Source organism: Streptomyces sp. NPDC060049 (assembly GCF_042736715.1).
Classification (GTDB): domain Bacteria; phylum Actinomycetota; class Actinomycetes; order Streptomycetales; family Streptomycetaceae; genus Streptomyces.
Map to the genome: position 1 here is coordinate 33514 of NZ_JBHWVV010000029.1, position 20641 is coordinate 54154.

Consider the following 20641-nt stretch of genomic DNA (forward strand, 5'->3'; position numbering starts at 1 on the left):
TTTCTTTCTCGGTCTTCTTCGTGTCTCACGGAAGCCGTGCGCGCTCCCCGGCTCCCGCCTCACCGGCAGCGCGACGGTGTGCGTCGGGACGGTGATGGCGTCGGGACGGTGGGGCCGGGTGCGCACACGGCTCCCGGTCTGAGGCTGTGGACCTCAGCCGAGCAGTTGGTGCGAGACGAGTTCGGCGTACAGGGAGTCGTCGCGCATCAGCGCGGCATGGGTGCCGACGGACCGCAGACAGCCGTCCTGGATCACGGCGATGCGGGCGGCCGAGCGCACGGTCGACAGACGATGGGCGACGACGACCACCGTCGTCCGGGCGGACAGCTCAGCGATCACCTCGCGCAGTGCCGCCTCGTTGACGGCGTCGAGCTGTGAGGTTGCCTCATCGAGGAGAAGCAGGCGCGGGCGGCGCAGCAGAGCCCTGGCGATGGCGATGCGCTGGCGTTCGCCGCCGGACAGTGAGCTGCCGTGGTGGTCGATCTTGGCGTCGAGGTTGCCGCCGAGGCGTTCGAACAGCGGCAGGAGCCTCGTGGTCTTCAGAGCCGAGCGCAGCTCCTCGTCGGTCGCGGCGGGGGCGGCGTAGGCGAGGTTGTCGCGCAGCGTGCCCGCCATCACCGGGGCGTCCTGCTCCACATAGCCGATGCCGGCGCGCAGGGCGTTCAGGTTCCAGTCGCGCAGGTCGCACCCGTCGAGCAGGACGCGGCCCCGGTCCGGTTCGTAGAAGCGCTCCATGAGGCTCAGCGCGGTGGTCTTGCCGGCTCCGGAAGGGCCCACGAGGGCGGTGAGGCCGGTGGCGGGGATCCTGAGGGAGAAGCGGTCCAGAGCGGGGGTCGTCCGGCCGGGGTAGGTGAACGACACGTTCTCGAAGACCAGGGAGGCTGCGCCATCGTCGGCGTACGCCGGTGAAAGCGCCTCGTCCACGGGCTCGGTGGGCAGCTGGGTGACCTCGGCCAAGCGCTGCACGGCGGCGCGGGCGGCCTGGAAGTAGGTGCCGACGTTGGTCAGCGACATGACCGGCTGGGCGAGGTAGAGCACGTACAGCAGGAAAGCGGTGAGCGTGGCGACGGAGATGGCGCCGCTGCTGACCCGCGCCCCGCCCACGCCGAGCACGACGAGGAAGGCCACCTGCATCGCAAGCCCGGCGGCGGTGCCCGCCACGGAGCCCCAGCGTGCGAGCAAGACACCCTCGTCGTACGCGTCCCGCGCCGCCATGTCGACACGCTCCGCCTCGACCTCCTCCGCCCCGGAAGCCTTGACCGTCGTGAAAGCGCTCAGCGCACGCTCCAGGGCCGCGCCCATCAGGCCGACCGACTCCTGCGCTCGCAGCGCGGCGCGCCGGATGATGGGCAGGATGACGCCGACCACGGCTCCGAGCAGCACGATCACACCCACGGTGACGGCGAGCAGCACGGCGTCGACGATCGCCATCATCACCAGCGTGCCGATGATCATCACTACACCGGTGAGGGCCTGCACCAGGGTCTGCGTGACGACCTGCCGCAGCAGCGAGGTGTCGCCCGCTGCCCGGGCGAGCAGATCACCCGGCGCCTGGCCGCTCATGGCCCGCATGGGCAGGCGCAGTATGTGACGCACCAGCCCACGGCGCCCGGCCAGCACCACGCGCTCGGCGGCACGCAACAGCAGGAAGTTGCCGAGGGCCAGAGCCACCGAGGCCACCAGTACCAAGGCGGTCAGCTTCAGCAACCCGGGCGCCACCTGACTGCCCCGCGCGTACGCGGTGAGTACGTCCCTCACCTCCAGCGGCTGGAGCAGGCCGAGTACCCCCGCCCCCACCAGCAGGAGACTCGCGAGCGCGATCTCCCGCCAGTGCGGGCGCACGTATCCCCGGAAGGCCATGAGCGTCTCCCGCAAGGACAGCTCGTCGCCCTGATCGGCGACGCCGGCGGAGGCTTCCGCGCCCGTCTCCGGCTCGTCCGTGATCGTCTCCGTGTTCGAAACCTCGGTGCTCAGCGAAGTACTTGCCATGGTGGCGTCCTCACCGCTCTTGTTCTGAGGTCGCGGAACCGGCCTGGCCGCCCGCGCGCCGGTACACACAGACGGTCATGGGCTCGGCGCCGGTGAAGGGTGACCCCTGCCAGTCCCCGTAGCGCGCCTCCAGGCGCAGTCCCGCGCGTCGGGCGTACGCGTCGATCTCTTCCGGTGTCGTCAGTCTGCTGGTCTCGGACGCGAGCCGGGTGCGGCCGTCCTCGTGCCAGATGTGCGACAGGTGCCAGATCCGCTGCGCGGGGATGATCAGGGAGTACGACTGGAGGCCGGCGTCCTCCCCGCAGGGGATGAAGAAGTTCTCGCGGAGGCGCCCTTCGTGCATCCCGTCCACGAAGGCCGGGTTGTGCGTCTCGATGACCACGGCACCGCCGGGGGCCAGGGCCTCCGAGCACGTCTCCAGCACCTGCTGCTGCTCCGCGGGGTCGAGGAGCATCGACAGTGTTCCGCAGACGCAGAACACCAGTCCGTGCTTCCGCTCGCTCCTGTAGGTCCGGATGTCGCCGTGCACCGCGGTGACCGGCCTGGGCTCGCGCGCCAGGACGCTGCGCAGCACCTCCAGCATCTCCGGGGAGGAGTCGACACCGACCACCTCACCGGCGTGGTCCGCCAGCGGCAGGGCGATTCGTCCTGTGCCGACGCCGAGTTCCAGCGCCGGCGTACCGTCTCCGGGGTGGAGGCCGGCGAGCCATTTCGCCGTGTCGTCGCCCGGCGGAAAAATCCGGTCGTAGAAATCAGCGAACTGCCGCCCGTAACCGAGGTCCTGAATGTCGCTCATACCGCCCGCTCGATAGACGATTGTGGAGATCGCGCAGCAGGGCGAACTCCTTCTGTTGACGAACACGGGAAGACACACCAGCAGTGGTGCGCCTTCCCGTCGCACTTCAGCGGTTCGCGGGGAGCTACGAGGGCTGGGTCCCGCCCACAGCCCGGGCCCCGACGGCGACACCGGCGGTGAACACGCCGACGAGCTGGGCCCCGACCGCCACTCCGGCGGCGACGGCAACCACGGTGGCGGGGGTCGCGAGGACCGGTGCCAGGTCACCCATCTGCCGGGCCCGGTCGGCCCTCAGCGGGAACTCGGCCAGTTCCCCACTGGAATTCACATGCTCGGTCAGTACAGACATGACAGCTCCAGACTTCGTGTCGTGGTGGTTCAAGAAACGGGCCGGGCCGCAGGGGGCAGCTCGACACTCGGTAGCACCTTCAGCGGTTCCCGGGGCCTATGAGGGTTGGGTCCCGCCCACGGCCCGGGCCCCGACGGCGACACCGGCGGTGAAGACGACGGCGCTGAGGGCCACCCCGGCAGCGACGGCGGCGGGGGTGGCCATGGCGGGAGCCAGCTCCGACAAATGGCGGCCCTCGTCCACTGCCGTCAACTCGCCGAACAGCGTCGGTGATTCGTCGTTGACGCGAACAGAGACATGGGTCATGGGGATGTCCTTTCCTGGGTGGGGTGGCTAGGGGATGCTCCGCTGCCTGATGGGCGTTGCACTCGCGCCCAGGCCGCTCGCGGGCCCCGTCGCGGTTCCGCCACGGGATCTCCCCTGCGCACGTCAGCAGTCTGCGTACCGCCGGACCACGGCAGCATTGGGGAAACCCCTAGGGTTCCTGCGACGAGGGGGGCCTGCCCGCCCGGCCGGCGTCCGTCGTGGGCCGGCCGTCCGTCGTGAGCCGGCGTCGCCTACCGGCATCCTTGAGGGCCACGTCCCGACATGTCGCGTCGACCCCCGCGGGCGGGCCGTGGCCCGGCAGCCGTTGCCAGGAGTTATTGCGGCCCACCGGGCCGAGCAGACCACGAACGTAATCCCGCATTCGGCCTCGCGGCTCGACACGCGAGCAGCGGTGCCCGAACTGCAGGAAGAGTTCTTCCAGTTCCTGGTCCCACTCGTTGGCGGGCACGTCATCAATCACACCGAGTGGCTGTCCAGCCCGATGTCACTACACACCGCGGCCACCCGTTCGCGGGACGGGGCCCACGCGAACCCGTCCCGCTTCCGGAACCACCCCGCTACACTCCCCACACCCAGGCCGTTGACCAGGCAAAACATCAAAGTCCGGCTGGAGTATTGGAACCGGGTGGTGTCTCCCGCGCGTAGTGGTGCCTGCCGTCGACTTCGATCACGATCCGAACACCGCCGGGCAGGAGAAGCAGGAAGTCCATTCGCTCCCGCGCCAGTCGGCGCGGCTTGTTGAGAGCCCGGCGCTGTCGCTCGGTGAGCGGGTCGAAGTGCAGGTACACCTTGGGCAGCAGAGCGGGCTGCTGCATGGCGGCCCGGTCCGCGTACCGACCGCTGAAGGCGTGGAAGAGGAAGCGCTCAGCGTCCGACCCCAGAGACGCCTTCAACCGCTCGTACAGCGACACGGCCACAGTGCGGTCGTCCGCTCCGGTCATGCCGTTCTGCTCACGCCACCAGTCGACGAGGTCGCCCCACGTCAGGCCGGCGTCTGTCAGCGGTCGGTCGTAAACCAAGCAGGTATCGCCGTGTTCCACGATCTCGATCGCGCCGTCGATGACCTGGCTCATCACGATCTGGGGCTTGAGTCCCGTGGACGCGAAGATGACGTTCCTCGGCTCGCCGTCCACACCACGGAAACCGACGGCGCCGGTCTCGGCCGCGTCCAGCTCGTCCAGGGCCAACCAGACGGGCTCCCAGCATCCCCGGAAAGTCCTGCGACGAGTACCCCATCGCCACCTCCCACCAGGGTCTCAACGCGGGAGGAACCCGGCGTACGCAGAGCGGATGCAGCTTCACGGGCATCCCGTCGGGCACGGGCCCCACAGGGGTGAGCGTCTGCATGATCGCGGAAGGCGACAACAACTCACAGGGCGGAACGAACACCCAGTTCTTCCGACGCGAACGGGTTCTGGAAAATGATCCCTTCCGCGTCGCCGTCAGGTAGATCGGCCAACTAGCACTGGGGGTGTGGCAGCTCTTCGCCTCATCTCCAGCGGTTGACCGGCCTCTCAAGTAACGTTCTCCCGTTGGAATCCGAGCACCGCCTTGGAGAGGGGAGCGGTCGATGACCTCGGCAGCCAGGATCTTCGTCAACGAAGGTAGCTTCGGCGTCCTTGACGCCGGCGAAGTGCCGATCGAAACCGCTGACTGGTCAGACGGCCTGCTCGCCCCTATGGTGCAAGGAGCCATCGTCCTGACGCATCCTGCGAAGAGACAGCCCGCGCGCTCCTCTGGGCACCGGCTGGCAGCCTTCGCGTCGAGTCACTCGTCCACGGCGCTCACGACGACCTCCCCGTCCTGAGCGCCGATGGTCCCGGGTGGTACGAGGTCCAGATCAGGGCGCGCGGGCGCAACCTGGAGAAGGACGGGGCCAATCTCGAATCCTCTGAGGTGTACCTGATCTCCGTCCGGCCATCTCCGGGCCCTCCTCAAGCCAAAGAGGCCACGACGCGCCCCGTCCGCGATCATGCTGCCGAGGCCGACAGCGTGCGGGAACGTCTACTCCGTGGAGGAAGCGGCTCATAGCCCCCACGGGCCCTCCTCAACCGGAAGATTAAGCGCGAGGCCCTGGTCCCCCTCGACGAGGAGGTTGAGGGCCAGATCAACGCCCAGCAGAACCGCGTCCTGGAACGCCGGCCCGACGGCAGCCGCCGACTGTTCCCGCCCCGCGGATGAACCCCGACGGCACCCGACCACTGACCGCACACTCCTGTCGCGGGCAGCTCGCCGTCTGGCTGGAACGGTGCGACGTCCGCGACGAGCAAGGCAGCGCGGTTCACCTGACACCCCATTAACGGCGCCACAACTTTGGAAACAGGCTGATCAACCGGGACGGCCCGCAAGAGGGCGTACGTGTCCTGCTTGATCACTCCTCCGGCGAGATGACCGCACACTATGCCCGGCTGCACGACACCACGGTCCGCCGGCACTGGGAGAAGGCTCGCAAGGTCAACATCAAGGGCGAGAGCGTCACCGTCGATTCCGACGGTCCCTTGGTCGAGGAGACTTCGGCCAAGCGGCGACTCGACCGCGCGACCCAGGCCCTGCCGAACGGCTACTGCGGTCGCCCTGTGCAGAAGACCTGCCCGGATGCCAGCGCCAAAGGCGATCCAGGCACTCCGAATGAGGGCTGGGTCGGTGCGGGGCGTGCTCGGCGTCTGGCGAACAGCGGCGGGGAGGACTCAAGCCCTTCGCCCAGGTCCCGCCTCGACACCGGGACACCCCCGCATCTGCGGGGAGGACCTGCTGGGCGGAAGGGCGCCGCGATGCCGGCGAGGCGGCCGTCGACGGAGATCCGGACTTCGCGGTACGGGCCGTCCGCCGCCTTGCACGAGTACGGGGCGGGGTCCGGGGCCGTCATGTACCAGTACTCCTCGCAGCCGCCGCCGGAGCCCGTGGCGTAGACCTCGGCGAGGAGCTGTTCGGAGTTGTGCGGCAGGGTGACGGCCGGGCTGGTGAGCGGGACGACGCGGTCCGGTGTGTGCCCGGGGCGGCTGGGGTCGGGGCGGCTGGGGCCGGGCCGTCCTTCGGCCGCGTAGAAGGTCGCGGTGACCTTGACGTCGATGACACCGGTGTAGGTGTCGTCGACGACGTTGCCGATGAGCATGTCGACGGGCTGCGGTCGGCTGAAGGTGTCGCGGTAGTGGGTGACGTCCTTCTCGACGGACCACGCGATGCCGTCCGGCGAGGGCTCGGGGGTGGAGGTGCGGAAGATCTCCGCGCCGCCGAGGGCGAGGTGGCCGAGGCGGTCGAACTGGCGGCCCTTGACCTTGCCGTCGAGCCGGAGCACCACCTTCGCCCAGTCGGCGGTTCCGCAGGCGGTGGGCGGTACGTAGCTGCCCTGGTAGGGGGTGAAGTCGCGGAACTGCGCCTCGACCAGGGTCACTTGGCAGGACCGCGTCGAGGGGCATGCCACGGTCGGCGCGGGGGTGAGCGGATCGTGCCAGTCCGTTCCGAACTCGGCGGGCGGGGGTTGTGTCCCGGGTAGGGCCGGGGCGGGGGCGGCCGTCGCGAGCGCCCAGCCCGGCTCGGCCGCGGCTGCCGGACCCGCGGTGGCCGGGGCGGCCGCGGCGAGGGTCAGCGCGCCGAGCGCGCCCATGATCCTGTGTCGTCTCATGGCGCCGCAGTCAAACGCGGCCCCGTGCGCGGACACCAGGGCGCTGCGTCCGCCCTGACCGGATCCGGGCCGTCCCTTGGCCCGCGACGTGCCTCGAGCGCAGCCGAAACGATACTGCCGCGGCGTTGGAGTGAACGACCGTTCCCGTCGGTTCGGTCCGACTGTTGAACCGGCCGACGCACCCATCCACCGGCGCGTCGTTCCGTAGATCCTTAGGGGAATTCCATGCGCATGCGTTCTGCTGTGACCGCCTCCGTCCTCGCCGCCGGCATCCTGCTGGGTGGCGCCGGCGCCGCCCTGGCCAACGACGGTGTCGACATCGACTACTTCTCGGGCGGTCACAAGGCCTTCTCGTCCCACTGCTCCTCCGCGGCCGCGGTCCCGGCGTCGTTCGGGCCCGTCTACACCTCGTCCTGCGCGAAGGGAGGCGAAGCGGAGTGGGTCAAGGGCGCCCACCTCGGCGCCAACTGAGGACGACCGGTCCGGGCCGGCGCGCGCGGGGGCGGACGGACAGCGATGTCCGCCGCCCCCGCGGCGTTGGCGCGACCTAGGGCCTCGGGCGGTACCGGTCAGCAGGTGATGGTGCCCCTGCGGAGCGCGTGGCCGCTCGTGTTGCTGTCGTCGGACCAGTAGACGGGCTTGGTGCCGGCGACGCATTCGGTGGCAGGGGCGATCGAGAAGCCCTCGTTGTTGAGGTCGGACATGCCGCTGGGACGGTTGAAGACGGCGGTGGTGGCGAAGGTTCCGGAGGCGCCGACCCGCAGAGTGCGGTGCTGACCGGAGCAGGTGTCGTCGCAGACGGCCCACAGGCGGTCGGCCTGCGGCTCCCACCGCAGTTCCATGACCCCGGCCATGCCGCTGCTGAAGGAGGCGACGCGGGTGTACGTGCCCGAGTCCGCGAGGACGTAGCCGTGGATCGTGCCGGTGCCCTCGACGCCGACGAAGAACACCCCGCCGGTGTGGGCGCCGTATCGGGCCGGATCGTACGCCGCCCCGGTCGACGCGTCCTTGAAGCCGGCGCCGGTCAGGTAGCCGTCGGGCACCCAGGTGAGCGCCTCGAGGCCGAGGTTGGAGCCGACGGCGGGGAGGTCGGAGGTCAGGTTCCACTCCTTGCCCGCGGTGAGGGTGGTGGCCGTACCGCTCACGTCGTAGCGCAGGACGGACAGCCGGCTGGTGCCGGAGGAGCCGGCGTCGCGCTCGCTGGAGACGTACACCCCGGCCGGGGCGCCCGCACCCGTGACGGTGACGCCCTCGCTGTCGGGAGTGCCGGAGCCGCCGGGGAAGCGCAGCGTCTTTCCGGCCGACCAGCCTCCGGCGGTGTCAGGGGTCCAGCCTCCCGAGCCGTCCTTGACGAGGCGCCAGAGCTTGCCGGAGTTCTGGGCGCCCCACATCACGGAGCCGTCCTGGTGGAGGCCGCTGAGGTCCTGGCCGAAGACGTTCGGGGCGTCGGCGGTGGATACGGAGGAGCCGCCGGGCCAGGCGACGGGGGAGGTTCCGCCGTCGCCGGGGCCGCTGCCGCAGTCGTTGGCGGCGCCGAGGGTGAGTGCGGCGGTTTTGAAGGCGCCCGTGCCGTCGGGGCAGCGCGACCAAGAGGGCGCGGAGTGCTTGCTCCAGGTGAAACTGTCGACGAGCGTGCTGCCGTCCGGGAGGTACAGGCGCGCCTTGTCGGAGGAGCCGAGGCCGAAGGAGGAGTGGACGTCGAAGGCCCGGAAGGCGCCGGGGGCGAGGGTGGTGCCGGAGGCGATCTTGTACTTCGAGCTGCTGCTGTCGTCCTTGAGGATCCAGCCGGAGAGGTCGACGGGGCCGGTGCCCTTGTTGTACAGCTCGATCGAGTCGTCGACGTCGCCGGTGGTCACCACCTCGTTGACGCGGACGTCGTCGGCCGGCGCGGCGTGGGCGGGCGCGGCCGTCAGGGCGGCGAGGACGGCCAAGGCCGGGGCGGCGGCGGTCCGGAGGGCGAGGGTGCGGGCGGGGCGCGGGCGGGGGGTGCGTCGCGATGCGGTCACGGTGTACTTCCCGGGGATCGTCGTGGTCGGGGCCGCCTGAGAGTGGCGGCCCGGTCCGAATGCGCGCCCTCCGGGAGATGGGCGGGTCGTGAACGGCGGCGGAACGCGACGCGTGCCGCGCGGGGCGGTGCCCTGCGAGATCCGAAAGAGACGGCCCGGCGGCTGCCGCCGGGGTCCGCGGCCCGGGAACGGCGGTCCGAGCGCCGTCGCCGGGGGCTTGCCGGGTGTGCGGTCCGTGCCCCGGCCGGGGAGGAGGCCGGGGCCTTGGACGCCCGGGTGCCGCGCGGATCCCGAACGGCAGTCGGTTGGTGCCGGCGGCCCGGGCCGCGCCGGCGATCGTGCCGCTGCGCCGCTCGGGCCGGGGAGCCCCGCCAAGGTTCGGCCGTGAGCTCCTCTGTCCACGCGTGTGACCCGACCCGGGCGGGACAAACGTGGTGCGGATGGATTTCTCCCGTTCAACTCCGGAAGCCGGGCCCGTGGTTGGCCTGACGCCATGGAGGCCTTCGGGCGGGCCCGGTCACCGGTGCGTTGCCGGAAGGGCTGCCGCCCGGCGTGTTCCCGTACGTGGCGGCGACAGCCGGTCATGATCCTGTGCGTGTCAGGTGTGCGGGCGGCTCGGTCGTCCGCCGATGCCTGACGTTGACGGCCGAAGCCCTGGCCAGGGACAGGAGGTTCAGAAAACGCGGCGGCCCGATCAGGCGGGACGCGAAGAGGTGCATGTGCCGCGCCGACGAGGCGTCACGCGCCGCCGCGGAGAACATCAGGCGCTCCACGGGATCGAACGGACGGGCCTTGGCGAAGTCGGCGGCCAGGTACTGGTGGCCGCGCAGCCGGCGCCGGTGCAGGCGGGCGTACCTCGCGAGCGACCTGTCGAGGTCGCCCCGGCCGTTCGCGGGTCGAGGCGACCGCCTCGGCCAGCCATTGAGCGGACTGCAGGGCCCACCCGCATCCCACTCCCCACAGGGGATCGCCGGTCAGGGCGGCGTCGCCGATGAGCGCGAGGCCCGGTGAGGCCGGTTTGCGGCTGTGGAGCGGGTAGTTGACGGCGCCGGTGATCTTCGTGATGCGCTCGGCTCGGCAGCGTCGATGGGCGGCGCCTCGGGCAGGGTGCGGACGAACGCGGAGAAACTGCCCTCCAGGTCTTCCCGGAAGGCGGGCAGGCGCTTCTTGTCCGGGAGCACCGCGATGACCGTCACCCCGTCGTCGTCGGGAAACGCGTACGCCATGTCGGGTTCGAGGAACCACGTCTGGCCGATCCCGCCGTGCAGCGGAAGGCCGCGGTAGCGCGCGAGATAGCCGAACCGCGCGTTCTCGTGCAGCCGGGCGGGCACCCCGGCGAACTTCGCCACGGCCGAGTCCTTGCCGTCGGCGCCGACCGACCCGGGGCGGCCGGCCCGGAATGCTTCTATACGCTGGCCCGATGGCCAGTACGAGTGAGCGGAAGTCCGGCGGAGGCACCCCGGACGGGGACGGCGAGGTGGGCCTCCAGGCGTTCGCGGTACAGCTGAGGCGGCTGAACGGCGAGATCAACCGCGTGGTCCACGGCTTCGCGCACGGACAGGGGCTGCACCCGACGGACGTACAAGCCCTCTCCGCCATCCTCGACAGCGCCGACCCCCTCACGCCGGGAATGCTGCGCGAGCACCTGGGCCTCACCTCGGGCGCCGTCACCGCCTGCCTGGACCGGCTGGAGCGCGCCGGACACGTCACCCGGACCCGGGACGCCGCGGACCGCCGCGTCGTGCACGTGCGGTACGCCGCCGACGCCCGGGCGGCGGCGCGCTCGTACTTCATGCCGCTGGCCGCAGCGACCGACACGGCCTTGGGGCAGTTCAGCCAGGAGGAGCTGGCGATCGCCCTGCGGTTCCTGGCCGCCGTCAGCACCGAGCTCGGCGGCGTACGTCCCCCTCGGCGCTGAATCCCCCGGATCCGCCCCGGACCCGCGGCCCGGAAGTCCCCGGAAGTCCCCGGGTGGGCATCCGGGTGCATCCGATCGCCGCCCCGGAGATGAAGGACGGGGTACGCCCCTTCCCCCTCAGGTGAGGGCGGGGCGGGGAGCCCTCCACCGGCCGATGGGCACCGCGCCGACCGCGATTCCGCCGTGATCTAATCTCTTTCAATTATTGAGATTCTTCATCATCGAGATGAGTCCTAGTCCACAGGAGCGTCATGTCCGCACCCTCACCACGGCTCACCCGGTGGCTCGTTCCCGTCGTCCTGCTGATCGCCTGGCTCTTGGTCGGAGGCGGCCTGGGACCGTACGCCGGGAAACTCGGCGAGGTCTCCACGAACGACCAGGCCGCGTTCCTGCCCCGCAGCGCCGAGTCCACCCAGGTCGTCGAGGCACTGGGGGCCTTCCGGCAGAACGAGAGCCTGCCCGCCGTCGTCGTCTGGACGGCCGAGCACCCCGGTGACGTGCTGGGGCCCCCACAGCAGGAGAAGGCCACGCGCGCACTGGCCGGCCTCGACGGCACGGGTTCCGTGACGGGCCCGTCCTCTCCCGCCGTGCTCTCCGCCGACGGCCGCGCGCTGCAGGGCGTCGTCCAGCTGAAGCCCGACCTCGGCGAGGAGCTGCCCGGCGCCCTGAAGGCGGTGGCGGCCGCTGCCGGCCAGGTGCCCGGAAGCACCGTGCAACTGGCCGGACCCGCCGCGACGCAAGCCGACCTCACGGACGCCTTCGCCGGCATCGACGGCCTCCTGCTCGCGGTGGCCCTGGTCGCCGTCCTGCTGATCCTGCTCCTGGTCTACCGCAGCGTCCTGCTTCCCCTGGTGATCATCACCGGCGCCGTGTTCTCCCTCGCGCTCGCCTGCGCCATCGTCTACGTGCTGGCCGACCACGACATCGTCCGCGTCGACGGGCAAGTGCAGGGCATCCTGTCGATCCTCGTCATCGGCGCGGCCACCGACTACGCCCTGCTGCTCACCGCTCGCTTCCGTGAGGAACTACAAGCCCGGGAGGACCGGTTCGCGGCCGTACGCGCGGCACTGCGCCGGTCCGCCGGCCCCATCACGGCGAGCGCGGCGACCGTGGCGCTCGGCCTGCTCGCCCTGCTGCTGAGCGACCTCACCAACAACCGCGCACTCGGCCCCGTCGGCGCCATCGGCATCCTGTGCGCGGTCATGAGCACCCTCACCTTCCTGCCCGCCGCCCTCGTCCTGCTCGGCCGCGGCGCCTACTGGCCCGCGAGGCTGGACCACGGCCGGGGCAAGGGCACCGGCCACGGAATCTGGGAGACCATCGCGGCCACCGTGGACCGACGGGCGCGCACGGTGTGGGCGGTCAGCCTGGCGGCGCTCCTGGCCTGCGCCGCGTTCGCCCCCACGCTCAACGCGAAGGGTGTCCCGCTCGACGAGATCTTCGTGAACGACGCCCCGTCGGTCGCCGCCCAGCAGGTCCTGGGCAGGCACTTCCCCGGAGGGTCCGGCAACCCCGCGGTGGTGATCGCCAACGAGGAGCAGCTCGCCGAGGTCGTACGAGCGGCCGAGCGGACCGAAGGCATCGCGGGCGTCGCGCCGGTCACCGAGCCGGGCCCGCCCGGAGGAGCCCCGCTGGTCGCCGACGGGCGCGTCCGCCTCGACGCCACCCTCGATGCCACCGCCGACAGCAATGCCGCCCAGCAGGCCGTCGTCCGCCTGCGCCAAGCCGTCCACGCCGTACCCGACGCCGACGCCATCGTCGGCGGGTACACCGCGCAGCAGTACGACACCCAGCGCACGGCCGAGCACGACCGAACCCTCATCATCCCGGTCGTCCTCCTCATCATCCTGGTCATCCTCGTCGGGCTGCTGCGCTCACTGCTGATGCCCGTGCTCCTCGTCGCCACCGTCGCCCTGAGCTTTGTGGCCACCTTGGGGGTCTCCGCGGTCGTGTTCCAGCAGCTCCTCGGGTTCAGCGGAACCGACTCCTCCGTACCCCTGTACGGCTTCGTCTTCCTCGTGGCACTCGGCGTCGACTACAACATCTTCCTGATGTCCCGCGTGCGTGAGGAGTCACTGCGCCACGGCACCCGCCAGGGCGTGCTGCGCGGGCTGGTCGCCACCGGCGGCGTGATCACCTCCGCGGGCGTCGTCCTGGCCGCCACGTTCGCGGCGCTCGGAGTCATTCCGCTGGCGTTCATGCTGCAGATCGCCTTCATCGTCGCCTTCGGCGTCCTCCTGGACACCCTCGTCGTCCGCTCCCTCCTGGTGCCGGCGCTCGTCCGGGACATCGGCCCGGCCGCCTGGTGGCCCGGCAGCCTCAGCCGCGTCCCGGACGGCATCCGGCACGAGGCGGACTGACGGACCGACTGCCGCCCGCCGCACCGAGGGCGGCGGCGCTTGCTGCACCCATCGGGTGGATCGGCGGGCCGCGCTGTCTGAGCCGCCCGCCCCGCGGGGGACGCATAGCTGGCGGGGGCATGGGAACGCGGCCGAGTGCATCCGTCCGCCCTGTGAGCGCGAAACAGGCGGCAGACGCCACTTCACGACACGGAGGACCGAATGCACACGGAGCCGGTGACGCGACATCCCGCCACCACCCCCGGACGCGAGGGCGCGGATGCGCCCCCAGCCGTCTCCGTGACCGCCGTCGATACCGACGTGACCGGCGCCGTCAACCGCGAACTGGAGTCGTACTGCGAGGAGTTCGTCGCACTCGGCCGTTCGCTCGACCCCGTCTTCGCCGCCGACGTCGCGCAGCGGCTCGCCGCGTACACCCTCGGCGGCGGCTCACGGATCCGGCCCCGGTTCCTCTGGTGGGCCATGCGGGCGTGCGGCGGCACGGACCCGCAAGCGCCCGCGGCCCTGCGCATCGCAGCCGCCCTCGAACTGATCCAGAGCTGCGCCCTGATCCACGACGACGTCATGGACCGATCGGCGGTACGCCGCGGCAGGCCCTCCTTCCACGCACAGATCGCGCTCCAGTACCCCGCGACCGCCCGAGAATCCGGTGCGTCGGCCTTCGCGCAGTCGACCGCCGTCCTCGCCGGGGACCTCGCGCTGTCGTGGGCGGACGACCTGGTCGCCGGAGCCGACCTCGAAGCGGCGGTACGCGCGGAGGTCCTGCGGATCTGGCGGGCCATGCGGACGGAGATGATCGCCGGGCAGTACCTGGACCTCCACGGCCAGGCGACCTCCTCCCGCTCGGCCGTCCGGGCCATTCGCACCGTCTGCCTGAAGACGGCCCGCTACACCGTGGAACGGCCCCTGGCCCTGGGCGCCGCCCTGGCCGGCGGCGACGACGCCACCGTCCGTGCCCTGACCGCCGCCGGCCGGTGCGCCGGCATCGCCTTCCAACTGCGCGACGACCTCCTCGGCGTGTTCGGCGATCCCGAGGTCACCGGTAAGCCCTCGGGGGACGACATCCGCTCCGGCAAGGCGACGTACCTCCTAGCCCTGGCCCACTCGCGGGCCCGCGCCACCGGCGCCACCGCCGTCATCGACCTCCTGCGGGACTGCCGGGGGAGTACCGACCTCTCCCGCTCCGCCCTGTCCGAGGCCCGCGAAGCCCTGCGGGCCACCGGCGCCCCGGCCCGGGTCGAACGGCGCATCGAGCGCCTGGCACGCGAAGCCGAGCGCCACCTCACCGCGGCACGCCTGCGCGGCCCCGCCGCCGAGCGCCTCGCCGAACTGCTCCACCAAGTCGCCTCGCCCCCGCGACAGCAAGCCGCCACCGGCGCGACGGCCGACCGCCCGGGAGGCGCCCGATGAGAACGGTCAGCGGGAGGACCGATCACGTCGTGGTCGTCGGAGCCGGCCTGGCGGGCCTCTCCGCCGCCCTCCACCTCCTCGGCGCGGGCCGCCGCGTCACCCTCGTCGAACGCGAGCCCCGGCCCGGCGGGCGGGCCGGCCTCATCGAGCGCGGCGGCTACCGCTTCGACACCGGCCCCACCGTCCTCACCATGCCGCACCTGCTGGAGGAGGCCTTCGCCGCGGTCGGCCAGAAGATGACCGACCGGCTCACCCTGCACCCGCTCCACCCCGCCTACCGCGCCCGGTTCGCGGACGGCAGCAGCCTCGACGTCCACACGGACGCCCAGGCCATGGAGGCGGAGATCGAACGCTTCGCCGGAGGCCGGGAAGCGGCCGGCTACCGACGACTGCGCCCATGGCTGCACGACCTCTACCGGGCGCAGATGAGCCGCTTCATCGAGGCCAACTTCGACTCGCCCCTCTCACTCCTGCACCCGGACCTGGCCCGGCTCGCCGCCCTGGGCGGATTCGGCCGTCTCCAGCCGAAGATCGGCCGTTTCATCACCGACGAACGGCTCCAGCGCGTCTTCACCTTCCAGGCCCTCTACGCAGGCGTCCCACCGGCCCGCGCCCTCGCCGCCTACGCCGTCATCGCCTACATGGACACCGTCGCCGGGGTGTACTTCCCCGAAGGCGGCATGCACGCCGTACCCGCCGCGCTGTCCGCGGCGGCGGCCGACGCGGGCGCCACCCTCCTCCACGGGCAGACGGTCACCCGCCTGGAGCGCACCGGCGACCGGATCACCGCGGTCGTCACCGACGAGCAGCGCATCCCCTGCGACGCGGTCGTCCTCACTCCCGACCTGCCCGTCGCCTACCGGCTGCTCGGCGTCCGCCCGCGCCGTCCGCTCGCCCTGCGACACTCCCCGTCGGCCGTCGTCCTGCACGCCGGCACCGACCGAACCTGGCCCGAACTGGGTCACCACACGATCTCCTTCGGAACCGCCTGGAAGCAGACCTTCCACGAACTCACCCGCACCGGACGGCTGATGAGCGACCCGTCCCTGCTCCTCACCCGGCCCACCGCCACCGACCCGAGCCTCGCCCCTCCCGGCCGGCACACCCACTACGTGCTCGCGCCCTGTCCCAACACCGAGGTCGGCCCCTCGGCCGCCGCCTGGAGCGACCTCGGCCCCCGCTACCGCGACAGCCTGCTGCGCGAGCTCGAGCGGCGCGGCCTGACCGGCTTCGAGGACGCCATCGACACGGAGGTCCTCGTCACCCCCGCCGACTGGACCGCGCAAGGCCACGCCGCCGGGACTCCCTTCTCCGTCGCCCACACCTTCCCCCAGACCGGCCCCTTCCGTCCCCGCAACCTCGTGCGCGGCACCGCCAACGCCGTTCTCGCCGGATGCGGCACCACCCCGGGAGTCGGCGTCCCCACCGTCCTGATCTCCGGCCGCCTCGCCGCCGCCCGCGTCACCGGTCTGCCCGGCGTCCGTCACCGGGCCGCGCGGACCCTCTCCGCAGCGACGAAGGACGGCCCCGCGTGACCCGACGTGAGCTCGACGCCGCCGCCATCACCGATCCCGCCCTGCGCGCCGCCTTCGAGCGGTGCCGCCGCCTCAACGCCCGGCACGGCAAGACGTACTTCCTCGCCACGCGCCTGCTGCCCGCCGCACGCCGTCCCGCCGTGCACGCCCTCTACGCGTTCGCCCGGCTCGCCGACGACATCGTCGACGACCTGACGGCCCCCGCCGGCCCCGCGGACCGCGCCCTGCGCCTCCAGGCCCTCTCGCACGACCTCCGCACGGCGATGAACGGCGGCCCGGGCTGCCGGCCCGTCGTCACGGCCGTCGCCCACACCGCGCGCCGCTACCGCATCCCCCACCGCCACTTCGACGACTTCCTCACCTCCATGCGCAGCGACCTCACCGTCACGGACTACGACACGCTGGAGGCGCTGCGCGCGTACATGCACGGCTCCGCCGCCGTCATCGGCCTCCAGATGCTCCCCGTACTGGGCCACACCACCCCGCTGGGCGAGGCCGCTCCGTACGCCGGCGCGCTCGGCGAGGCGTTCCAGCTCACCAACTTCATCCGCGACGTCGGCGAAGACCTCGACCGCGACCGCGTCTACCTGCCCGCCGACCTCCTCGCCGCCGACGGCGTGGACCGGGAACTGCTGCTCTGGAGCAGACGCACCGGCCGGCCCGACCCCCGCATCACCCGCGCCCTGCACTGCGCCGCGGACCTCGCCCGGCGCTTCTACACGGCGGCACGCCCAGGTCTGGACATGCTCGAACCCGTCTCGCGGCCCTGCGTCCGCACCGCCTTCGTCCTCTACGGGGAGATCCTCGACGCCGTAGCCCGCGACGGCTACGCCAGCGTCCACCACCGCTCCTCGGTCCCCCTCACCCGCCGGGCGGCCGTCGCGGCGGCGGGCCTCGCCAAGATCGCGAAAGCCCGCCTGACGACGCGCCCGGCCCGGGGAACCTCCGTCCCGCCCGTCTTCGAGGAGCCGTCCCCATGAGCCCGCGCACCCCTCGCCGCCGTCGCCTCCCGCTCAGCCTGCGCCGCGACCCGGTGGCCTGGCACCGGCAGGAACCGACGTGGCAGGCGGCCTCACCCCGGCTCATCGACGCCGCCCTCAAACGCGCGCAGGCCCGTCCCTCCGGCAACTGGTACGTCCTCGGTCCCAGCGCCGACGTCCGACCGGACGCCGGCAGCGGCCACACCGTCGAAGGCACCGAGATCGTGGCCTGGCGCGACGGCGACGGCGCGTTCGTCGCCGGCCCGGGCGCCTGCCCGCACCTGGGTGCCGCGCTGGCCCGGGCCCCCGTCCGCTGCGGCACCCTGGTCTGTCCCTGGCACGGACTCGCCCTCCGGGGCACCCCTTTCGCCGGCTGGAACCCCTACCCGGCGCATGACGACGGCGTCCTCACCTGGGTACGCCTCGACGACCTCGGCGGCGAGGAACCCCTCGACGCCCCCGCCGTACCAGACCGTCCACCCGCAGCCGTCTCCCTGACCGCCGTCTACAGCGGCACCGGAGTCTGCGAGCCGCAGGACATCGTCGCCAACCGCCTCGACCCCTGGCACGGCGCCTGGTTCCACCCGTACTCCTTCGTCGACCTCACCGTCCTCGACGACGGCGCCGAGAGCGACGTCCTGGCCGTGCGGGTGTCCTTCAAGCTGACCCGGCGCGCCGTCGTGCCCGTCATCGCCGAGTTCACCGCGCCCGGCCCCCGCACCGTCGTCATGCGCATCACCGACGGCGAGGGCACGGGCTCCGTCGTCGAAACCCACGCCACCCCCCTGGGGACCGGCCCCGACGGCCGTCCCCGCACCCGTGTCACCGAAGCCGTCATCGCCGCCTCCGACCGCCCCGGCTTCGCCCTCGCCCGCACCGCGGCCCCCTTGCTGCGCCCCCTCGTGCGGCGTGCGGCGGGCCGACTCTGGCAGGACGACCTCGCCTACGCCGAGCGCCGCTGGGCGCTGCGCAGCACCGGCCGCTTCCCCGGATGAGCCACCGAGCCCGCTGAGGCGACTGAGCCCACTGAGACCGCTGAGGCGACTGAGCCCTCCGAGCGGGCTGAGGCGACCGAAACGGCGCCCGGCGGGGATCAGCGCCGGCCCAGCCCCGCCAGTGCCCGGGCCGCGGCGGACCGGCCGCGCTCCGGCACCGTCCACAGCGTCTCGCCCCGCACGCCCCACCGCTCCAGTTGGGCGTTGGCGGCGAGGAACCCGCTGGTGGCCGCCCGTTCCATCAGCGCGACCGGCAACCCCGTACGCACCAGGTCGCCGGCGACCACCACGCGCGCGTCACCCGTACGCACCCCCGGGCGGTCCCGGTAGCCGCCGACGGTGAACAGCGGGCAGTCCGCGCGCCACTCGTGCCGGGTGTCGACGACCTCCGCGTCCGCCGTCTCCGGGTACACCTCCCGCAGCCGGCGCACCAGCCGCTCCTCCACGTCCGGGCGCCGCTCCGCCGGATCGACCGCGTAGCCGTGCAACTCCACCACCGAGCCCCCGGTCCGCAGGGCCCAGCGGTGCGCCTCGCCCTCCCACCGGTCCAGGACGCTCACGTTGTCGAGGCCGTCGTAGCCGCTGGTGCCGAGGAACCCGTGCCGTGCGCCCGCGACCCGCCGCGACAGCCACAGCCGCGACACCAGGAACGCGGGAGCCGTGCACAGCCCGGCGATCCGCGCGCGCCACGCCGGGTCCACCAGCTCGGGGGACGAGGCGACCACTGCTCGCAGCCCGCCCGTGTCCAGGGCCAGCACGACCCCGTCATAGTGTTCGCCGCCCGCTCCCGCGACGACCGTCACCCGCTCCTCGCCGACGGGGCGCACCTCGCCCACGGCCGAACCCGTACGGATCTCCACGCCCAGGCCGTCCAGGTACCGGGCCAGCGGGTCCCACAGGGCCTGCGGGAACGGCTCGCGCGGCACGTCGAACAGCAACCCCTCGCTGGAGCCGAGGAAGTAGATGTGGAACATCAGGACCAGCTCCGCCGCCGACAGCGTCGCCGGGTCGGCGAAGAAGCTGCGCGAGAACACCTCGAAGGCCAGATGGTGCGCCGCCTCGGGGAAGCGGATCGCGGCCAGGAACTCGCGGGCGCTGACCCCGTCGAGCTGCTCGTACACACCAGGAACACCGACGTCCAACAGCGGCAGGGCGGCCCGCGGGTTCATCCGCCCCAGATCCCGCCAGCCGAAGGACGGGCTCCGGGCGACGAATCCGAGGGCGCTCAGCGGAGGCGTGCGGGGAACCCGCGCGAAACTGTCCTGACCGCCGTCCCGGTGGCGCAGCGGATAGTCCGGCAGACCCGTCAGGCCGTGCAGGCCCGGATCGGTGCGACGCAGCAGTGCGCGCAGGTTGTAGTACTGCCGGAAGAACGCATGGAAGCCCCGGCTCATCGTGGCCTCGGACCCGTCGGCCAGCCGCGTCCGCCACCCCGCCAGCCGGCCGCCGAGCTGCGCGTCCCGCTCGTACAGAGTGACGCGCACACCGCGCTCGGCAAGCACCGTGGCCGCCGACAGACCGGCGATGCCCCCGCCCACCACGGCCACGTGCGGCCCGTCCCCGTCGAGGCGTGCCCGCCCGCCCCCGGCATCGACGCGCCGGGCCCTGCGGTCCCGGCCCGGATAGGGCCCCCTCACGCGGCGACCCGCCCGACGAACGTGTGGGTGATCCCCGTCTGCCACCCCGGCATCGGCAACACGCGCACCTCCGAGAAGCCTGCGGCGCGCATCCGCGCCGCGAACTCCTCGGCGGTGTCGAAGTCGAGCACGCTGCGCCACAGGTGTTCGTACAGCCCCGCGTCCCCGCCGGCCCGGCCCAGGGGCATGATCACCGTCCGGCACACGGCCGTCCACACGGCACGGTGCACCGGCCTGCCACTGAGCGCGTACTCGTGCACGGCGATGCGGGCGCCCGGCGCCATCGCGGCGCGCACCGCCGACAGCGTCAGACCGGGATCGGTGACGTTGCGGAAGAGGTACGCGGCGAAGACGGCGTCGAACGGCCCCTCGACACCGGCCGCCCGGAGCCGGTCCGCCGAAGCCCGGACGAAACGGACGCTGCTGGGCCACTTCTTGCTCGCCGCCCGCGCGAGCATGCCCTGTGAGGCGTCCACCGCCGTGATGTCGGCCCCACCCGCGGCCGACAGCAACGCGGCCGTCGAAGCACCGGTGCCGCAGCCGAGGTCCAGGACGCGGGTGCCGCGGCCCGCGTCCGGCAGACCCAGCCGGCGGGCCGAGCGGCGCAGATGCCCGTGGTAGCCGGGACTCGCCGCGACCAGCAGGTCGTAACGTCCGGCGGCATGATCGAAGGCGTTCGACAGGTCGTCGTCGCGCAACACGGACATGGCAGGCAGC

17 protein-coding genes and 1 pseudogene are annotated in these 20641 nt (G+C 72.4%); 8 read left to right on the plus strand and 10 right to left on the minus strand.

Features of this window, described 5'->3' with window-relative positions; translation table 11 throughout:
- Positions 1-153 precede the first annotated feature (153 nt).
- The 5 genes from ACFWBY_RS35090 to ACFWBY_RS35110 form a co-directional block, all read right to left on the minus strand.
- A complete protein-coding gene (locus tag ACFWBY_RS35090) occupies positions 154-1989 on the minus strand; it encodes an ABC transporter ATP-binding protein (protein WP_385334958.1) in 1836 nt (611 codons plus the stop codon).
- 10 nt (positions 1990-1999) lie between these two features.
- Positions 2000-2785 (minus strand): class I SAM-dependent DNA methyltransferase, encoded by a 786-nt coding sequence (locus ACFWBY_RS35095; protein ID WP_385334956.1) that lies wholly within the window; start codon positions 2783-2785, stop codon positions 2000-2002.
- 124 nt (positions 2786-2909) lie between these two features.
- Entirely contained in the window at positions 2910-3134 is a 225-nt protein-coding gene (locus ACFWBY_RS35100) for a hypothetical protein (protein ID WP_385334954.1), read from the minus strand.
- A 96-nt stretch (positions 3135-3230) separates the two neighbouring features.
- Positions 3231-3440 (minus strand): hypothetical protein, encoded by a 210-nt coding sequence (locus ACFWBY_RS35105; protein WP_385334952.1) that lies wholly within the window; start codon positions 3438-3440, stop codon positions 3231-3233.
- A gap of 617 nt (positions 3441-4057) precedes the next feature.
- Positions 4058-4648 (minus strand): hypothetical protein, encoded by a 591-nt coding sequence (locus tag ACFWBY_RS35110; protein ID WP_385334950.1) that lies wholly within the window; start codon positions 4646-4648, stop codon positions 4058-4060.
- A 383-nt stretch (positions 4649-5031) separates the two neighbouring features.
- Here ACFWBY_RS35110 and ACFWBY_RS35115 point away from each other — a divergent pair, with 383 nt between their 5' ends.
- Complete coding sequence (locus ACFWBY_RS35115) at positions 5032-5268, plus strand: hypothetical protein (RefSeq protein ID WP_385334948.1); 237 nt, start codon at positions 5032-5034, stop codon at positions 5266-5268.
- A gap of 951 nt (positions 5269-6219) precedes the next feature.
- Here the strand turns inward: ACFWBY_RS35115 and ACFWBY_RS35120 are convergent.
- Positions 6220-7083: pseudogene (locus tag ACFWBY_RS35120) on the minus strand (peptide-N4-asparagine amidase); the annotation flags it as partial.
- A 231-nt stretch (positions 7084-7314) separates the two neighbouring features.
- Here ACFWBY_RS35120 and ACFWBY_RS35125 point away from each other — a divergent pair.
- Positions 7315-7554 (plus strand): hypothetical protein, encoded by a 240-nt coding sequence (locus ACFWBY_RS35125; protein ID WP_385334946.1) that lies wholly within the window; start codon positions 7315-7317, stop codon positions 7552-7554.
- A gap of 98 nt (positions 7555-7652) precedes the next feature.
- Here ACFWBY_RS35125 and ACFWBY_RS35130 read toward each other — a convergent pair whose 3' ends face one another.
- Positions 7653-9089: a lamin tail domain-containing protein gene (locus tag ACFWBY_RS35130; RefSeq protein ID WP_385334944.1), complete on the minus strand. Its 1437-nt coding sequence runs from the start codon at positions 9087-9089 to the stop codon at positions 7653-7655.
- Positions 9090-10063: 974 nt separating this feature from the next.
- On the minus strand, positions 10064-10438 hold the full coding sequence (locus ACFWBY_RS35135; protein WP_385334942.1) for a hypothetical protein: 375 nt from the start codon (positions 10436-10438) through the stop codon (positions 10064-10066).
- Positions 10439-10509: 71 nt separating this feature from the next.
- Between ACFWBY_RS35135 and ACFWBY_RS35140 the strand changes: the two genes are divergently transcribed.
- From ACFWBY_RS35140 to ACFWBY_RS35165, 6 genes are all read left to right on the plus strand, one after another.
- On the plus strand, positions 10510-11007 hold the full coding sequence (locus ACFWBY_RS35140; RefSeq protein ID WP_385334940.1) for a MarR family winged helix-turn-helix transcriptional regulator: 498 nt from the start codon (positions 10510-10512) through the stop codon (positions 11005-11007).
- 251 nt (positions 11008-11258) lie between these two features.
- Entirely contained in the window at positions 11259-13367 is a 2109-nt protein-coding gene (locus ACFWBY_RS35145) for an MMPL family transporter (RefSeq protein WP_385334938.1), read from the plus strand.
- 216 nt (positions 13368-13583) lie between these two features.
- A complete protein-coding gene (locus ACFWBY_RS35150) occupies positions 13584-14777 on the plus strand; it encodes a polyprenyl synthetase family protein (RefSeq protein ID WP_385334936.1) in 1194 nt (397 codons plus the stop codon).
- Complete coding sequence (locus ACFWBY_RS35155; protein WP_385334934.1) at positions 14774-16312, plus strand: phytoene desaturase; 1539 nt, start codon at positions 14774-14776, stop codon at positions 16310-16312. The genes ACFWBY_RS35150 and ACFWBY_RS35155 overlap by 4 nt, the downstream gene beginning before the upstream one ends.
- The gene (locus ACFWBY_RS35160) at positions 16309-17292 is read left to right on the plus strand and encodes a phytoene/squalene synthase family protein (RefSeq protein ID WP_385334932.1); all 984 of its coding nucleotides are present in this window, start codon (positions 16309-16311) and stop codon (positions 17290-17292) included. The genes ACFWBY_RS35155 and ACFWBY_RS35160 overlap by 4 nt, the downstream gene beginning before the upstream one ends.
- The gene (locus tag ACFWBY_RS35165; protein WP_385334930.1) at positions 17289-18287 is read left to right on the plus strand and encodes a DUF5914 domain-containing protein; all 999 of its coding nucleotides are present in this window, start codon (positions 17289-17291) and stop codon (positions 18285-18287) included. The genes ACFWBY_RS35160 and ACFWBY_RS35165 overlap by 4 nt, the downstream gene beginning before the upstream one ends.
- A 98-nt stretch (positions 18288-18385) precedes the next feature.
- Here ACFWBY_RS35165 and ACFWBY_RS35170 read toward each other — a convergent pair whose 3' ends face one another.
- Positions 18386-19924, minus strand: a complete 1539-nt coding sequence (locus ACFWBY_RS35170; RefSeq protein ID WP_385334928.1) for an FAD-dependent oxidoreductase — start codon at positions 19922-19924, stop codon at positions 18386-18388.
- Entirely contained in the window at positions 19921-20631 is a 711-nt protein-coding gene (locus ACFWBY_RS35175; protein WP_385334926.1) for a class I SAM-dependent methyltransferase, read from the minus strand. Before ACFWBY_RS35175 ends, ACFWBY_RS35170 begins: the two co-directional genes overlap by 4 nt.
- Positions 20632-20641: the final 10 nt, after the last annotated feature.